Genomic DNA, 15,263 nt, shown 5'->3' on the forward strand with positions numbered 1-15,263 from the left:
ATGGCGACACCGGCCAAACCGGGCGCGTTCAACATCGTGATCGTCGCGCAGGGCGGGCGGCTGCAATATGAGGCGGTGATCTTTGCCGCCTCGCTGCGGGCCATGTCACCAGGGTTCGCGGGCCGCCTTCTTGTCGCAGAGCCACAGCCCGGCCCGCTCTGGCCCAACGATCCGCGCATAAAGGATGACGGGACGCGCGCTCTGCTCGACGGCTTCGGGGCCGAGATCGTGCCCTTCGACAGCCGCCACTTCGGCCATGCCTACCCCTATGGCAACAAGATCGAGGCGCTCTTGTCCCTGCCCGAGGGCGCGCCCTTCGTGTTCTTCGACACCGACACGCTGGTGACAGGGGATCTTGCGCAGGTGCCGTTCGATTTCGCGCGCCCCACCGCGTCGCTGCGGCGCGAGGGGACATGGCCGCAGATCGAGCTTTACGGCCCCGGCTACGGCGCGATCTGGAAATCGCTCTATGACAGGTTCGGTCTCGATTATGAAAGCTCGCTGGACCTGAGCCAACCCGACGAATACTGGAAGCGGTATCTCTACTTCAACGCGGGCTTCTTCTTTTACCGCTGCCCGCGCGTGTTCGGGCAGCGCTTTCTGGATTATGCGGTGGCGATCCGGGACGATCCGCCACCGGAACTTGTCTGTCAGTCGCTCGATCCCTGGCTCGACCAGGTGGCACTGCCTCTGGTCATCCATGGCCTCGGCGGCGGGCGCGACACGCTGCCCAAGGGGCGTCTGGATGGCGACGTGACCTGCCATTACCGCACGTTGCCGCTGCTTTATGCGCGCGAGAGCGATCATGTGGTCAAGGTGCTGGAGGACGTGACCGCGCCCCATCGGATCAAGAAGGTTCTCAAGGACTACGATCCGATCAAGCGAATGATCTATCAGGGGCGGGGGATCAAGGTGCGCGCGCTCTTCGATCGCGACAACCTGCCGCCGCGCGAACAGGTCATACGCAACGCGATCAAACGCAACGGGTTCTGGATGCGCTGAGGGGCGATGTCGATGCATATCATCCTCCGGCTCGACCGGAGGATCTCCTGACATCCCGCGCCCGTCATCCTCGGGCTTGACCCGAGGATCTACTGGTGCAGCGAGATCCCCGCCTTCGCGGGGATGACGGGCGCCAAGCGGGTGATGCCTGCGCCCGCCTCACCCCGCGAACACCGCGCCCATATCGGCAAAGCCCTTGACCTCGACCGGGTTGCCGCAAGGATCACGAAAGAACATGGTCCATTGCTCGCCCGGCTCTCCCTCGAAGCGTACCGAGGGCGGGATCACGAAATCCACACCCGCCAGTTCGAGCCGCGCCGCCAGATCGCGCCAGAGCGGCAGCGGCAGCACCACGCCGAAATGCGGCATCGGCACCAAGTGATTGCCCACCTTGCCGGTGGCCTCGGTGGCGAAAGGCGTGCCCAGATGCAGCGAGAGCTGATGGCCGAAGAAATCGAAATCCACCCAGGTTTCGGTCGAACGCCCCTCGACCGCCCCCAGCACCCCACCATAAAAGGCGCGCGCGGCGTCCAGATCAGTCACGTTGATCGCCAGATGGAACGGATTCGGCATGTCTCTTCCCCCCCGGACCGTTGCGTGGTCCGCCCGGATGCCGTAACCCGGAACACAAGCATTTCGCAAGGAGGAGCGCCTCATGGCCTATGGTTTCGATACATTGCAGATACATGCGGGCGCGCGGCCCGATCCAGCGACCGGCGCACGGCAAACCCCGATCTACCAGACCACGGCCTATGTCTTTCGCGATGCCGAACACGCGGCGGCGCTCTTCAACCTGCAAGAGGTGGGCTATATCTATTCGCGCCTGACCAACCCCACCGTATCCGTGCTGCAAGAGCGCATGGCCACGCTCGAAGGCGGTGCCGGGGCGGTCTGCTGCTCGTCGGGGCACGCGGCGCAGATCATGGCGCTTTTCCCGCTGATGGGGCCGGGCTGCAACGTGGTCGTGTCCACCCGCCTTTACGGCGGGTCGGTGACGCAGTTCAGCCAGACCATCCGGCGCTTCGGCTGGGCTGCGAAATTCGTCGATTTCGACGATCTTGACGCCATCTCGGGCGCGATTGACGAGAACACGCGCGCCGTGTTCTGCGAATCCATCGCCAATCCCGGCGGCTACATCACCGATCTCGACGCGGTGGCGGGCCTGGCGGATCGCGCCGGGCTACCGCTCATCGTGGACAACACCTCGGCCACGCCTTACCTGTGCCGCCCGATCGAGCATGGTGCGACGCTGGTCGTGCATTCGATGACCAAATACCTGACCGGCAACGGCACGGTGACGGGCGGCTGCGTGGTGGATTCAGGCCAGTTCGACTGGTCCGCCTCGGACAAGTTCCCCTCGCTGTCGGAACCTGAACCAGCCTATCACGGGCTCAAGTTCCACGAGACCTTCGGGCCGCTTGCCTTCACCTTTCACGGCATCGCGGTGGGGCTGCGGGATCTGGGCATGACGCTCAACCCGCAGGCGGCGCACTACACGCTGATGGGGATCGAGACGCTTTCGCTCAGAATGCAGCGCCATGTGGAGAATGCCGAACGCGTGGCCGGCTGGCTCGAGCAACATCCGGCGGTCGAGAGTGTCACCTATGCCGGGCTCAAGTCGTCGCCCTGGCATGACCGGGTGGCGCGGATCTGCCCCAAGGGCGCGGGCGGGCTTTTCACCGTGGCGCTCAAGGGTGGTTATGACGCCTGCGTGCGGTTTGTCGATTCGCTGGAACTCTTCAGCCACGTCGCCAACCTTGGCGACACGCGCAGTCTAGTCATCCACTCCGCCTCGACGACGCATCGACAACTCACGCCCGAGCAGCAGAAAGCCGCCGGCGCCGCGCCCAATGTAGTGCGCATCTCGATCGGGATCGAGGATGCAGCCGACATCATCGCCGACCTCGATCAGGCGCTGGCCCGCGCCGGCGGTTGAGCGCGAACCGCGCCGCGCGTGCAACCACGCGCGGCCGTGATGTTTGGCCTTGCAGCGTGTCGCATCTGTTTCGGGTTGTTCCCGCCCAGGCTCAAGGCCGGCACAGGTATTTCCAATTCAATGCGACATGCTCTAGACTGAACGGCGTAAGTGTCGACTCTGGTAGTGGTGCGCGCGAAGAAAGCAGTGATGAAACCGAATTTTGCCCTCAGCCTTTCGTTTGACGGCATCGCGCTCCTGCATCGGGCGGGGGATGCGGACTGGACACAAGTGGGTGAGGTGGCGCTGAACAGCGCAGACCTGTCGGATAATCTTGCGGCGCTGCGCGCGCAGGCTATGGCGCTTGACCCGTCGGGCATGGCGACCAAGCTGATCATCCCCGAAGAACAGATCCGCTATCTTGACCTGCCCGCCGCCTCTGCGCCGCACGGCGATTATGATGCGGCCGCGGCGGATGCGCTCGATGGGGCCACGCCCTATGCGCTGGCCGATCTCGCCTTCGACTGGAACGTATCGGGCACGCGCCTTCAGGTGGCCGCCGTCGCACGCGAAACCCTTGAGGAGGCCGAGGCTTTTGCGCTTGAACACGGGTTCAACCCGACCGGCTTTGTCGCCAGACCCGACCCGGGTCTGTTCGATGGTGAGCCGTTCTTTGGCCCCGCCGAAAGCGCCGAGGCCCGCGAGATGGCACCACCCGCCCTCGCGGAAGCCGACCACCCAAACGACGGGGCGCTTGTCTTCGCCAGCGTTCGCGCCGAATGCGGCGCGCCTGTCGCCGCCGCGCCAAGGCTGGGCGGCGTGGCGCGCTTCACCCCGGCGCCGCCGCTCCCCGAGGCCGAGGTGCGCGCGCTGTCCGGCGCTGCCATGGCCAGCCTGGCGCCGCGTATCCCTGAACCGCAAACTGCGCCCCAAGCCGCCCCGGTCCCTGTGGTCTCGCTCGCCCTTCCGCTTCCCGAGAACGAGGCCGAGCGCCTGACCATTTTCGGAGCACGCAGCCAGAAGCAGCCGTCGCCCCGTAAATCGCGCTCGCTGGCGCTGGCTCTGACTGCCGCGCTCGTGCTTCTGATGATCGGCGTCGCGGCCCTCGCCTCTATATATCCTGAAAGCAGCCTCGGGCGACTTCTGCGCGGGTCCGAACCGCAGATCGCGGTGACACCGGATATCCCGGAACTGGCCCGGTCCCTTCCGCAACCCACCACGCCCGCGCCCCTTGTCGCCACGGCGGGGCAAGAACCCGCCCCCGAGCCAACGCGCGACGCGCCCGCTCCGGAGGTTGCCACGCTGCCCGACGCTGAGCCAGAGCAACAACCCGCGCCTGCGCCGCAGCCCCGCGCCCCACAATGGTCCGAGCCGCGCACGCCCGAGGAGGCCCTTGCGCGCTATGCCGCCACCGGTATCTGGCCCCGTGCGCCAGCGCCCCCGGCCGAGCCGCCGAGCGATACCCTAGACACGTTCTATCAGACATCTATCGACGAGGGGCTGCGCTTTGGCGATGCAGTCGCGCTGCCGACTGCGAGAGAGCTTGTCGCCGATGCCCCTCCACCAGCGCCCGCGCGTGCGCCCCTGCCGGGCCAGAGCTTCGCGCTGGACGCGCGCGGCCTTGTCACTGCGACGCCCGAGGGGGCACTGACCCCAAGCGGCGTGCTGGTGCGCACAGGACCGCCGCCGCTGCGCCCCGCCTCCATGCCGGTGCGCGCCGTGCCGATCCCGGACCTGACGCCGACGCCCGAGGCGCTTGCCGCGCGCGAGCGGCTTTCGGGCATTCGCCCGCGTCCGCGCCCCGAGAACCTGATCGAACAGCAGGAACGCGGTGCGCTTGGCGGGCGCAGCCGAACCGAACTTGCAGTGTTGCGCCCGCGGCAGCGGCCCACCACGCTGGCCACCGCGCTGCGCCCGGATACCGAGGCGATCGACGCGGCGATTGCCGAGGCCGCGGAACAGGCCGTCGCCAGTTCGCTCAAGCCGCGCCTGCGCCCCGAGCAATTGCGTGTCGCAGCCCGGACCTCAGCTGCCCCGGCTCCGACGCGCCAGACCACCCCCGAGGCCGATATCGAGGATGGCGAACCCGAGCTGACCCGCACCGCCGCCGCCGCACCGCGCATCCCCACCTCGGCCTCGATCGCGCAACAGGCCACCTCCCGCAATGCGGTCAATCTGCGGCAGGTCAACCTGATCGGGGTCTATGGCACGCCCACCAACCGCCGCGCGCTGGTGCGCCTTGCCAATGGCCGCTATCAGAAGGTGCAGGTGGGCGACAGAATCGACGGCGGGCGCGTCTCGGCAATCGGCAATGATGAATTGCGCTATCGCAAGGGCAGCCGCGACGTTGTCCTGCGCATGCCCAAGGGCTGAGGCGCGGTGTCCTCTCCCGCACAAGGATAGGTCGACCCATGGACGTGTTCCTGTTTCAGGCGACAGTGTTTCTGATGGCCATGGTCATCGCCGTGCCGATCGCCGCGCGGCTGGGCTTTGGCTCGGTGCTCGGCTATCTCGCAGCGGGCATCGTCATCGGCCCGGTTTTGGGGCTTGTGGGCGGGCACGAGACCGCCGAGTTGCAGCACATGGCCGAATTCGGCGTGGTGATGATGCTGTTCCTGATCGGATTGGAGCTTGAGCCGCGCGCGCTTTGGAACATGCGCCACCGGCTTCTGGGGCTGGGCGGGCTCCAGATCGGGTTGACCACGGTGGCGGTGATGGTCACAGCGATGTGGTTGGGGCAGGTCTGGACCGTGGCGCTTGCCGTGGGCATGATCTTTGCGCTCTCGTCCACCGCGATCGTGCTCCAGACGCTGAACGAGAAGGGGCTGATGCAGACAGGCGGCGGGCGCTCGGCCTTTTCGGTGCTGCTGACGCAGGATATCGCGGTCATCCCGATGCTGGCGCTCTTGCCGCTGCTGACACTTCCACGCACCGTCGAGCAGGTGTTCAGCGCAACGCGGGATCGTGCGGGAAGCGCGCCCCCGACGGGCGGCGCCGCCCACGAGGCGGCACAGAACTTTATCGCGGGTCTGCCCGGCTGGGGGGCGACGCTGGTCACCGTGGGCGCGGTGGCGGCGATCATCCTTGCCGGCATCTACCTGACGCGGCCCGTATTCCGCTTCATCCATGCCGCGCGGATGCGCGAGATGTATACCGCACTTGCCCTTCTGATCGTGGTGGGGATTTCATTTCTGATGATGCTGGTGGGGCTTTCGCCCGCGCTTGGCGCGTTCCTTGCCGGGGTGGTTCTGGCCAACAGCGAATTCCGGCACGAACTGGAAAGCGACCTGGCACCCTTCAAAGGCCTGTTGCTTGGGCTTTTCTTCATCACCGTGGGCGCGGGGATCAACTTTGCCGTGCTCACAAGCGCGCCTTTCACGATCCTTGGCATCGCCGGGGCGGTAATCCTGGCCAAGGGGGTCATCCTCTATATTCTTGGTCGGGCTTTTACGCTGCGCGGGCGCGACCTTTGGCTGTTCACCCTGTCGCTGGCGCAGGCGGGCGAATTCGGCTTTGTTCTTGTGGCGTTTTCCGATCAGCAGAACGTGCTGCCGCGCGGCATGGGCGAGGTTCTGCTTCTGGTGATCGCACTGACCATGCTGATCACGCCCCTGCTGTTTCTCGTCTATGACTGGCTGTCGCGACGCATGCAGGAGGGGGGCGATACGCCCGAAGCCGACGAAATCGACAGTACCGGCCCGGTGATCATCGCCGGAATCGGGCGGTTCGGGCAGGTGGTCAACCGGCTCGTGCGCTCAAGCGGGTTCGACACCGTGGTGCTTGATCACGATCTGGGTGCGATCCAGCGGATGCGGCGCTTTGGGGTCAAGGGCTTTTTCGGCGATCCGACGCGACCCGACCTGCTCCATGCCGCCGGTCTTGAACAGGCGCGCGTCCTCGTCGCCGCGCTCGACAATCCGGATGCCTGCGTGCGGCTGGTCAGTTTCGCCCGCCGCGAACGACCCGATCTGCATATCGTGGCGCGCGCGCGCGACCGCACTCATGTGTTCCGGCTCTATCAGGCCGGGGCCAATGACATCGTGCGCGAGGTCTTTGACAGTTCCCTGCGTGCGGGGCGCTATGTACTCGAGAACGTGGGACTGACCGAATACGAGGCGGCCGAGGCAGAACGGACCTTCTATCGCCATGACCGCGAATCGGTGCGCGAGTTGGCCTCGCTCTGGGATCCGAACATACCGACGCTCGAGAACGCCGCCTATATCAAACGGGCGCGCGATCTGGAGGCGGAATTGCAGACCATGCTTCTGTCGCAGCTTGAAGAAACCGGGCCGCGGGCCGCAGCCGCCCCCCCCGCGCGGGACGTCTGACGGGACGGTGTCCGAGCATCAACCGGCACGCGGCGCCGCTGTCAGGACGCGCGACAGATCGTCATAAAGCCCCTTTCGCTCGTCCTCGGACAGAAAGGCCCCGATTTCGACCTCGCGGGCATTGCCCGCGAGCGTGACGTAATGCGTAACCGGCCCACCGGTCGCGTGCATATGCACGCGTACCCAATAACGGTTGCAATGCCAGTCGCGTTCGCCCCCCTTCGCCTCGATCCGCCGCAGGTGCACCTCCTGGGGGCCGAGCGTAAGCACCTCGCTCATGCGCGCGCTGCGATAGGTGGTTTCGAGCGCCCACCAGATACCGCCCACCGCCAAAAGCAGGAACGGCAGCATCCCCCACAGCACCACCGTGCCCAGAAGCGGCAAGAGCGGAATACAGATCAGCGCGAAGGTTGCCAGAACAAAAGCGGCAAAGCCCCGGCGCGGCAAGGAGCGGTGCGGCCAGAGCGTAAGCGTGATCTCGTTCTCTGCCCCCTGTGGCGGAGCGCTCCAGTGATACGGCATGGCGACAGTTCTAGCCTGACTGCGGGAAATGAAAAGAGCGCGCGGAGGGCCTGTAAGCCGGATTTTGTCCAGGGGGCAGGCCCCCTTGGATGGCCATTCGTCTCGGCACGCGGTTGCCCGCGCGCCTCTGGCTGCCTACCCGGATCGCCAGGCCAAGACATGGCCTGCGGGCGGTATCCCGGACCATGGTCCGGGACCGGTCCCCGCGCGCGATCCCTATTCGGCATTGCTCCCGGTGGGGCTTGCCGTGCCGGTCCGGTTGCCCGTCCCGCGGTGGGCTCTTACCCCACCGTTTCACCCTTGCCCAGCCGCGTCGGCAGGGCCGAGCCGGCTGGGCGGTCTGTTCTCTGTGGCGCTTTCCCTCGGGTTGCCCCGGCCGGGCGTTACCCGGCACCGTTGTCTTGTGGAGTCCGGACTTTCCTCGTCACCCCTTGAGGGGATGCCGCGGCCATCCGGCCCTCCGCGCATTGCCCGACTTAGGCGCTCGGTGGCATCCGGTCAACGGGAAAGCGCGCGGCAAGATCGGCCATGCGCGCGCAGTCGGTGCCGTCGAGCGGGCCGCTGGCATGCGGGCGAAAGCGCAGGCGAAAGGCACCAAGCACAGTCTCGGGCGCATTGTCGCCAATGGCGTAGCCGAACCGCCCGGCATCGCGCAGGAACGCGCCCCAGTTCACCCCCTCCCCTGCCGCGTCGGACCAGACCGACAGCCCGTCACGCGCCAGCCCGCGCCAGTCAAAGCGCGGCCCCGGATCGGATTTGCGCGCGGGCGCCATGTCGGAATGGGCGATAACCCGGGCGGGTGGGATGGACCAGCGCGCCATGATCCCGGCCATGAGCGACCGCAGCGCCGCTATCTGCGGCGCGGGATAGGGATGCACGCCGGTATTGGCCAACTCGATTCCGATGGAGTGCGAATTGACATCGCTTACCCTGCCCCAACGCCCGGTCCCGGCATGCCAGGCGCGCAACTCCTCGGGCATCATCCCCCAGATCACGCCTCGTTCCGAGACAAGGTAATGGGCCGAGACCTCTGCCGCCGGATCGCATAGCCGCTCCAGCGCCGCCTCGGCACTGGTCATGGCAGTGTGATGCAGCACGATCAGGTCGGGGCGCGCGCCGTCTCGGCGCGGACCATGGTTGGGAGAGGGACAGGAAAGGACCGTCCCCGTCACCCTCGGTTCCGCACCGCCCGGCGGAAGGGCTCTGGATCCCAGTCGCAGGCATAGCCGTCGCCATCCGGGTCAAGCCCGAGGCGGTCGCGCTCCGGCCCGCCCCGGCGCAGGAAATCGAGTTGCGCCTGGTCGGCAGACGGATAGGCACGGCAGGCGCGTTCAGCCTTGGCCGGCAGGTTGACGCCCATGCGGCGATATATCTGTGTGCCGCGCGTATGGCTGGTGCCCAGCGCATAGGCCACAATATTGGGGCCGACATCGCCGGGTCGGGGACCGATCGCCTCTGGCTGGATGACCTGATATTGTGCGCGGTTCTGCGCGATGCGGGCGGCATCCTCTTCGATCGAGCGTTCGGCATCGACCGCCTCGAAATAGTTCTCGCGCGAGATTCCAGCTGCGTTTACCACCGCCGGGGGCGGGTTCGATGGGCTGGCCTGCACCGCTTCGCGGCCCGTGGCGGGATCGACCCCGAGAGCCGCGCGCGTATCGGCGGCAAGCTGTTCGGCCTCGGAGGCGGGGGCGGCTCCGGCGCTCAGCGGCTCGGACGACACGGAATTGGGTGGCGGCAACGCATTGCCGGTCAGCGCCGCCTCTCGCGCGGCCTTCTGGCGCAGGTATTCGTTATAGTCGCCAAAGCCCACACCCGCCCCGCTATCGGGGATCCCCGGTGCGCAGGCCGTCAGTGCCGCGAGGACAACAAGTACAGAAGTAACGCGCATTTGGTACATCCTGAAGACCAGCCTAACGGGCCAGTGTTACCACCATTTCGCGGGCCTGGCCACAAACCCCGTCGCGCGTTCGAGCGCATAGGCGGTATTGAGCAGATCGCCCTCTTCCCAGGGCCGCCCGATGAGTTGCAGCCCCAAGGGAAGCCCTTGCCGGTCGAGGCCGGCAGGCAGCGCGATTCCCGGCAGGCCCGCAAGGTTCACCGTCACGGTGAACACATCGTTGAGATACATCTGCACCGGGTCGGCATCGGTCATCTCGCCAAGGCCGAAGGCCGCCGAGGGCGTGGCGGGTGTCAGGATCGCATCGACACCGGCGGCGAAGACCTCTTCGAAATCGCGCTTTATGAGGGTGCGGACCTTGCGCGCGCGGTTGTAATAGGCGTCGTAGAACCCTGCAGACAGAACATAGGTGCCCACCATCACGCGGCGCTGCACCTCTGGTCCGAAGCCCTCGGCGCGGGTTTTCTCATACATTTCCGTGATGCCGTCGCCCTGCGCGAGTTTCGCCCGGTGGCCATAGCGCACCCCGTCATAGCGCGCGAGGTTCGAAGACGCCTCGGCAGGGGCGATGACGTAATAGGCGGGCAGCGCGTATCTGGTGTGGGGCAGACTGATGTCGCGGATCTCGGCACCGGCGTCGCGCAGCATCGCGGCCCCGTCTACCCAAAGCTTCTCGATCTCGGCGGGCATACCGTCCATGCGGTATTCGCGCGGAATCCCGATCACCTTGCCGCGAATGTCGCCCGACAGCATCGCCTCGAAATCCGGCACGGGCAGGTCGGCGCAGGTGCTGTCCCTGGGGTCATGGCCGCACATGGCCCCCAACATGATCGCCGCGTCACGCACTGTCTTTGTCATCGGCCCCGCCTGATCGAGCGACGAGGCAAAGGCCACGATCCCCCAGCGCGAACAGCGGCCATAGGTGGGCTTGATGCCGGTGATGCCGGCGAAGGCGGCGGGCTGGCGGATCGAGCCGCCGGTGTCCGTCCCCGTCGCGGCAAGGCAGAGATCGGCAGCCACCGCCGCCGCGGAACCGCCGGAAGATCCGCCCGGGGTCAGCGGCGTGGCGTCGTTGCCACGTCGCCACGGGTTGATCACATTGCCATAGCAGGAGGTTTCGTTGCTCGACCCCATGGCGAACTCGTCCATGTTGAGCTTGCCCAGCATGACCGCGCCTGCGTCAAACAGGTTCTGTGTCACGGTCGATTCGTATTCCGGCTTGAACCCTTGCAGGATGCGGCTTGCGGCCTGAGAGGGCACGCCCTTGGTGCAGAACAGATCCTTGATGCCCAGGGGAATCCCGCACATCGCGGGCGCGTCGCCCTTGGCTATCCGCGCATCCGCCGCCTGCGCCTGATCGCGCGCCTGATCGGGAGTGTGATGGACAAAGGCATTGAGCGCCCCCGCCCCCTCGATGGCGGCAAGGCAGGCGTCGGTCAGATCGAGGCTTGTCACCTCGCCCCGGCGCAGCGCGTCGCGCGCCTCGGCGATGGTCAGTGTGTTGAGGTCGGTCATGTTCACTCCACCACTTTCGGCACGGCAAAGAAGCCTTCGCGCGCATCGGGTGCGTTCGACAGGATTTCGGCCTGCCGGTTGCCGTCGGTCACCACATCGGCGCGGCGCTTGAGGCGCATGGGCGTGACACTGGTCATCGGCTCGACGCCCTCGACATCGACCGCATTCAACTGCTCGATGAAGCCGAGAATGGTGTTGAATTCCTGCGCAAGCGCAGGCAGCGCGGCCTCTTCCACGCGGATGCGGGCGAGTTTGGCCACCTTGGCGGCGGTCTCGAGATCGATCGACATGCAGCCCTCCTTGATCGGGTCGGGATGCGTTTACCCGCGCGACGCGGCAGAGGCAAGCGGGCGGGGGTTTTCAGCGGCGGCGGGTCTGCTAGGCTGAGCGCGAAACACGGGAAGGAGCCCCTCATGCGCATCACCTGGCTTGGCCACAGTTCGTTCCGGATCGAGATCGGCAGGCAGGTCCTGCTGATCGACCCCTGGCTCAACGGCAACCCGATGCTGGCGGAAGAAAGCCACGCGGCGGCGACCGAAGGGGCCACGCATATCCTGCTGACGCACGCGCATTTCGACCATGTGGCCGATGTGCTGCCGCTGGCGAAGCAGCTGGGCGTGCCGGTGGTGGGGCAATACGATCTCATGTCCCATTGGGCCGAGGCCGAAGGGATCGAGACCACGGGCTTCAACAAGGGTGGCACGGTCGATCTGGGCGGCGTCCGGGTGACGATGGTACACGCCACCCATTCCACCTCGATCGCCACGCCCGAGGGGCCGCAGGTGGTGGGCAGCGAATGCGGCTACATGATCGCGGGCGAGGGCCGGGTGATCTATGTCTCGGGCGACACGGATGTGATGGCCGACATGGGCGTGTTCAACGACCTGCACCACCCCGATATCGGCATTCTCTGCGCGGGCGGGCATTTCACAATGGACATGGCGCGCGCCGCCTATGCGGCGAAAACCTTCTTTGATTTCAAGGTGGTGATCCCGTGTCATTACCGCACCTTCCCACTGCTGGAGCAGTCGGCGGCACCGCTTATCAAGGCGCTGCCGGGGGTGAAGGTGATCGAGCCGGAGGTGATGGCGGCGATCGAGATTTGAGGCCCGAGCGGGGGCACGGCCCCCACACGCAGGTTCAAGTGGGGGCCAGCCCCCACACCCCCGGGATATTTTCAGCCAGAAGAAATCAGGGGCGCGGGCGGCGGCTGCGTTGCGGTTTGGCCTTGGGCTTGAGCGGCGCGGGGGCATCGGGGGCAGTGAGGCCAAGCTGGTCGCGCAGCACGCGGGCGCGGATTTCCTCGACCGCGCCGGGGACGAGCTTGCCAAGCTGGAAGGGACCATAGGACAGGCGGATGAGGCGGTTGACCACGAGACCTATCGCCTCCATCGCGCGGCGGATCTCGCGGTTCTTGCCTTCGCGGATCGCCACCGTGATCCAGGCATTGGCCCCCTTTTGCCGGTCGAGCGTGACGGTCATCGGCTGGAAGCGCTCGCCGTCCACGGTCAGCCCCTTGCGCAGCGGCTCGAATGTGGTGTCCGACGGCGTGCCGTTCACGCGCACGCGGTAGCGGCGCAGCCAGCCGGTCGAGGGCAGTTCCAGCCGCCTTTTGAGCGCGCCATCATTGGTGAGCAGCAAGAGCCCCTCGGAGTTGAGGTCGAGTCGGCCCACGCTCATCACGCGGGGCATGTCCTCGGGCAGGTCGTCATAGATGGTGGGGCGGCCCTTTTCATCGCGGCTGGTGGTCACAAGGCCCTTGGGCTTGTGATAAAGCCAGAGACGGGCAGGTTCGGGGGCGTCGAGCGCGCGGCCATCCACCACGATTCGATCGGCGGCGGTGACGTTGAGCGCAGGCGAGGTGATCTTCTGGCCGTTCACGGTGACGCGGCCCTCGGCAATCAGGCGCTCGGCATCGCGGCGGCTGGCAAGTCCGGCGCGGGCGATGACCTTGGCGATGCGCTCGCCCTCTGGGGATGTGCTGTTCATGGGGGCGCGCATAGCGCAAAGCCGGGGCTTGCGAAAGGGCGATGCGCGGGCGACAAGCGGATCATGGGGTTTCGCAGCCACATGCAGGCCGCGCTTGATGAGGCGCAGGCCGCCGCCCGGCGCGGCGAGGTGCCCGTGGGCGCGGTCGTGGTTGCGCCCACGGGACGGATCGTGGCGCGGGCGGGCAACCGGACGCGGGAGTTGAGCGATCCGACGGCCCATGCGGAAATTCTCGCGCTGCGGCTGGCCTGTGCGGCGGCGGGGTCGGAGCGGCTGCCCGGTCATGACCTTTATGTGACGCTGGAGCCCTGTGCCATGTGCGCGGCGGCGATCTCTGTGGCGCGGATTGCGCGGCTTTACTACGGGGCGGCCGATCCCAAGTCGGGCGGGGTGGCACAGGGGGCGCGGGTGTTTGTCCATCCGCAATGCCACCATGTGCCGGAGGTCTATGACGGGATCGCCGCGCGTGAGGCCGAGGTGCTGTTGCGCGGGTTCTTTGCCGAGCGGCGCGGGTTATAGCAGCGTCAGCCCCGAGGCAAGGAACGGGTGGCGCGCAATGGCAGGCGCGACGACGGCCTCTTGCAGCACCGGCTTCAGCCGCGCGGCGATCCTGGCCGGCATGTCCTGCAGGATGCCCTTGCGCGCGGTCACGCTGATCGTGCGGGTGAGCGGCGCAAGCGGCAGTTCCATGACGTCGATCTGATCGGCGAAGCGGCGCGCACGCATGAGCGCGAGCGGCGTCAGGATCGACCAGCCGGTGCCCTGCCCGACCAGCGCGAGAATGGAGTGGTAGCTGTCAAGTTCGAACCGGTAGGGCAGGCTGAGACCTTCGCGCGCCAGATGGGCCGAGATGAGCCGACCCATGTAATGACGCTGGGTATACTGGATGAGTGGCAGGCGCTTCAGCTCGCGCAGAAGTTCGCGCTCGGGGCGGATCGCGCCTTTTGGGGCGACCACCACGAAACATTCGCGCAAGACGGGGTGCACCTCTGTCCAGTCATCGCCTTCGCCAAGCTCTGACGCCACGATGATGTCGAGCGTGCGCGCATCAAGCTGGTCGTAGAGGTCATGGCTTGCCCCGGTTTCCAGAAGGAACTGGCAGCCCTTGAGGTCGTCCGCCATGTGGGTGAGCAGATGCGGCGTCACATCGGCCTCCAGATCCTCGATCGTGCCAAGGCGGAAACGGGTGAGCGTCGAGAGATGCGACATCGCGAGTTCGGCCCGCGCCTGTGCCGCCTCGTCGAGGATCGCCTGGGCGCGGCGGTGCATGATCTCGCCCGCGGGCGTGAGGCGGATGGGGCGCGCGTTGCGTTGCAGAAGCGTCGCGCCGACCGCGCCTTCGAGGTTGGTGAGTTGCTGGCTGACCGCCGAGGGGCTGGCGCCAAGGCGGCGGGCGGCAGCCGAGATCGAGCGTTCATCGGCAGCGGCCATGAACACCTCGATCCCCCAGAGGGTTATCCGCCCCCTGCTCTCGCCCATGGCGGCCTACTTGCCGAGCCTGGAGAGCTTGGCCTGCAACTCGGCAAGCTGTTTGCGGATCTCGTCGAGATCCTCAGCCTCCTCGCCGGACTCTTTCCGGGGTGCAGTGCCCGCAAGCCCGCTGAACCCGCCGGTCATCGCCTTCATGAACGCCTCCTGCTGGGCGCGCATCGCCTCCATTCCGGGCATCGCGGCCAACGGATTGGCCTTGGTCATGTTCTCGAGCAGTTTCGATTGCCCGTCGCGCAGCATCTCGAAACTGGCGGCGAGGAATTCGGGCACGATACTGGTGGCCTGCGTGGTGTAGCTGCGCACCAGATCGTTGAGCACGTTGATCGGCAGCACGCTTTCGCCGCGGCTCTCGTGTTCGGCGATGATCTGGAGCAGGTATTGGCGGGTGAGGTCATCGCCTGACTTGAGGTCGATGATCTGCACCTCGCGCCCCTCACGGATGAAGGTGGCGATATCCTCAAGCGTGACGTAATCCGATGTCTCGGTATTGTAGAGGCGGCGGCTGGCGTAGCGTTTGATCAGCAGCGGTTTTTTCGTATCGGCCAAGGCGAACCCTCCCAGGGTATGCAGTGCTGCGCCGCAGCTTAGACGCGCGCGCAGC

Annotated in this window: 15 protein-coding genes and 1 other RNA gene; 6 read left to right on the forward strand and 10 right to left on the reverse strand. The window is 66.6% G+C overall.

Going from position 1 to position 15,263, the window contains the following annotated elements:
• Entirely contained in the window at positions 1–1,002 is a 1,002-nt protein-coding gene (locus KAK09_RS06745) for a hypothetical protein (RefSeq protein ID WP_210878159.1), read from the forward strand.
• A gap of 159 nt (positions 1,003–1,161) precedes the next feature.
• On the opposite strand, the gene KAK09_RS06750 is transcribed toward KAK09_RS06745, so the two are convergent.
• Positions 1,162–1,575, reverse strand: a complete 414-nt coding sequence (locus KAK09_RS06750) for a VOC family protein (protein ID WP_210878160.1) — start codon at positions 1,573–1,575, stop codon at positions 1,162–1,164.
• A gap of 82 nt (positions 1,576–1,657) precedes the next feature.
• On the opposite strand from KAK09_RS06750, the gene KAK09_RS06755 reads away from it, so the two are divergent.
• The 3 genes from KAK09_RS06755 to KAK09_RS06765 all read left to right on the forward strand — a co-directional run bounded on the left by KAK09_RS06755 (position 1,658) and on the right by KAK09_RS06765 (position 7,245).
• The gene (locus tag KAK09_RS06755; RefSeq protein ID WP_210878161.1) at positions 1,658–2,938 is read left to right on the forward strand and encodes an O-acetylhomoserine aminocarboxypropyltransferase/cysteine synthase family protein; all 1,281 of its coding nucleotides are present in this window, start codon (positions 1,658–1,660) and stop codon (positions 2,936–2,938) included.
• A 189-nt stretch (positions 2,939–3,127) separates the two neighbouring features.
• Complete coding sequence (locus tag KAK09_RS06760; protein WP_210878162.1) at positions 3,128–5,290, forward strand: hypothetical protein; 2,163 nt, start codon at positions 3,128–3,130, stop codon at positions 5,288–5,290.
• A gap of 38 nt (positions 5,291–5,328) precedes the next feature.
• The gene (locus tag KAK09_RS06765) at positions 5,329–7,245 is read left to right on the forward strand and encodes a cation:proton antiporter domain-containing protein (RefSeq protein ID WP_210878163.1); all 1,917 of its coding nucleotides are present in this window, start codon (positions 5,329–5,331) and stop codon (positions 7,243–7,245) included.
• Positions 7,246–7,263: 18 nt separating this feature from the next.
• Here KAK09_RS06765 and KAK09_RS06770 read toward each other — a convergent pair whose 3' ends face one another.
• The 6 genes from KAK09_RS06770 to gatC all read right to left on the reverse strand — a co-directional run bounded on the left by KAK09_RS06770 (position 7,264) and on the right by gatC (position 11,472).
• On the reverse strand, positions 7,264–7,767 hold the full coding sequence (locus KAK09_RS06770) for a DUF2244 domain-containing protein (protein ID WP_210878164.1): 504 nt from the start codon (positions 7,765–7,767) through the stop codon (positions 7,264–7,266).
• 37 nt (positions 7,768–7,804) lie between these two features.
• Positions 7,805–8,231, reverse strand: an RNA gene (rnpB, locus tag KAK09_RS06775) — RNase P RNA component class A.
• Positions 8,232–8,243: 12 nt separating this feature from the next.
• On the reverse strand, positions 8,244–8,939 hold the full coding sequence (locus KAK09_RS06780; protein ID WP_336244432.1) for an N-acetylmuramoyl-L-alanine amidase: 696 nt from the start codon (positions 8,937–8,939) through the stop codon (positions 8,244–8,246).
• Positions 8,936–9,658 carry a hypothetical protein gene (locus KAK09_RS06785; RefSeq protein ID WP_210878165.1) on the reverse strand — a complete coding sequence of 241 codons (723 nt, stop codon included), beginning with the start codon at positions 9,656–9,658 and terminating at the stop codon, positions 8,936–8,938. Before KAK09_RS06785 ends, KAK09_RS06780 begins: the two co-directional genes overlap by 4 nt.
• Before the next feature lie 36 nt (positions 9,659–9,694).
• Positions 9,695–11,182, reverse strand: a complete 1,488-nt coding sequence (gatA, locus tag KAK09_RS06790) for an Asp-tRNA(Asn)/Glu-tRNA(Gln) amidotransferase subunit GatA (protein WP_210878166.1) — start codon at positions 11,180–11,182, stop codon at positions 9,695–9,697.
• A 2-nt stretch (positions 11,183–11,184) separates the two neighbouring features.
• Positions 11,185–11,472 carry an Asp-tRNA(Asn)/Glu-tRNA(Gln) amidotransferase subunit GatC gene (gatC, locus tag KAK09_RS06795; protein WP_210878167.1) on the reverse strand — a complete coding sequence of 96 codons (288 nt, stop codon included), beginning with the start codon at positions 11,470–11,472 and terminating at the stop codon, positions 11,185–11,187.
• A 123-nt stretch (positions 11,473–11,595) separates the two neighbouring features.
• Here gatC and KAK09_RS06800 point away from each other — a divergent pair, with 123 nt between their 5' ends.
• Positions 11,596–12,288, forward strand: coding sequence for a metal-dependent hydrolase (locus KAK09_RS06800; protein WP_210878168.1), 693 nt, complete (start codon positions 11,596–11,598; stop codon positions 12,286–12,288).
• Between the two features lie 85 nt (positions 12,289–12,373).
• Here KAK09_RS06800 and KAK09_RS06805 read toward each other — a convergent pair whose 3' ends face one another.
• On the reverse strand, positions 12,374–13,171 hold the full coding sequence (locus KAK09_RS06805) for a pseudouridine synthase (protein ID WP_210878169.1): 798 nt from the start codon (positions 13,169–13,171) through the stop codon (positions 12,374–12,376).
• 63 nt (positions 13,172–13,234) lie between these two features.
• On the opposite strand from KAK09_RS06805, the gene KAK09_RS06810 reads away from it, so the two are divergent.
• The gene (locus tag KAK09_RS06810) at positions 13,235–13,690 is read left to right on the forward strand and encodes a nucleoside deaminase (RefSeq protein ID WP_210878170.1); all 456 of its coding nucleotides are present in this window, start codon (positions 13,235–13,237) and stop codon (positions 13,688–13,690) included.
• Here KAK09_RS06810 and KAK09_RS06815 read toward each other — a convergent pair.
• Positions 13,685–14,650, reverse strand: coding sequence for a LysR family transcriptional regulator (locus KAK09_RS06815; protein WP_210878171.1), 966 nt, complete (start codon positions 14,648–14,650; stop codon positions 13,685–13,687). The genes KAK09_RS06810 and KAK09_RS06815 overlap by 6 nt on opposite strands.
• A 6-nt stretch (positions 14,651–14,656) precedes the next feature.
• Positions 14,657–15,208, reverse strand: a complete 552-nt coding sequence (gene phaR / locus KAK09_RS06820) for a polyhydroxyalkanoate synthesis repressor PhaR (protein ID WP_210878172.1) — start codon at positions 15,206–15,208, stop codon at positions 14,657–14,659.
• Positions 15,209–15,263 lie beyond the last annotated feature (55 nt).

This window comes from Roseovarius autotrophicus (genome assembly GCF_018069895.1).
GTDB classification, from domain to species: Bacteria; Pseudomonadota; Alphaproteobacteria; order Rhodobacterales; family Rhodobacteraceae; genus Roseovarius; species Roseovarius autotrophicus.